Below are 255 nucleotides of genomic sequence, written 5' to 3' on the forward strand. Positions count from 1 at the left end.
GCACGGTGCCACTCATGTAGGATTTTGCAAAGGGATAGGCCACAAGGAGCGATCCCGCTAACACACCGTAAAAGAGATACCCACCTGTACGAAATTGAGCCGTTTCTGCGCGTAATCGTTCACGATAGTGAATTTCAAGCCCCAACAGTTCCGACATTTCCATCCACAGTTCTTCTAAGGGCACACGATACGCCCGCACTTCTTTGGTACACAGAGCGAAAATCGTCAGTTCTAGCAACCCCATGTCGTGAGCGA

General features: G+C 50.2%; 1 protein-coding gene. It reads right to left on the reverse strand.

The genetic code is table 11. From position 1 onward, the window contains the following. Nucleotides 1–255, reverse strand: a 255-nt coding sequence (locus MM817_RS16755) for a hypothetical protein (RefSeq protein ID WP_241717215.1), incomplete at both ends; no start/stop codon positions are given.

This window comes from Sulfoacidibacillus ferrooxidans, assembly GCF_022606465.1.
GTDB lineage: Bacteria > Bacillota > Bacilli > Alicyclobacillales > SLC66 > Sulfoacidibacillus > Sulfoacidibacillus ferrooxidans.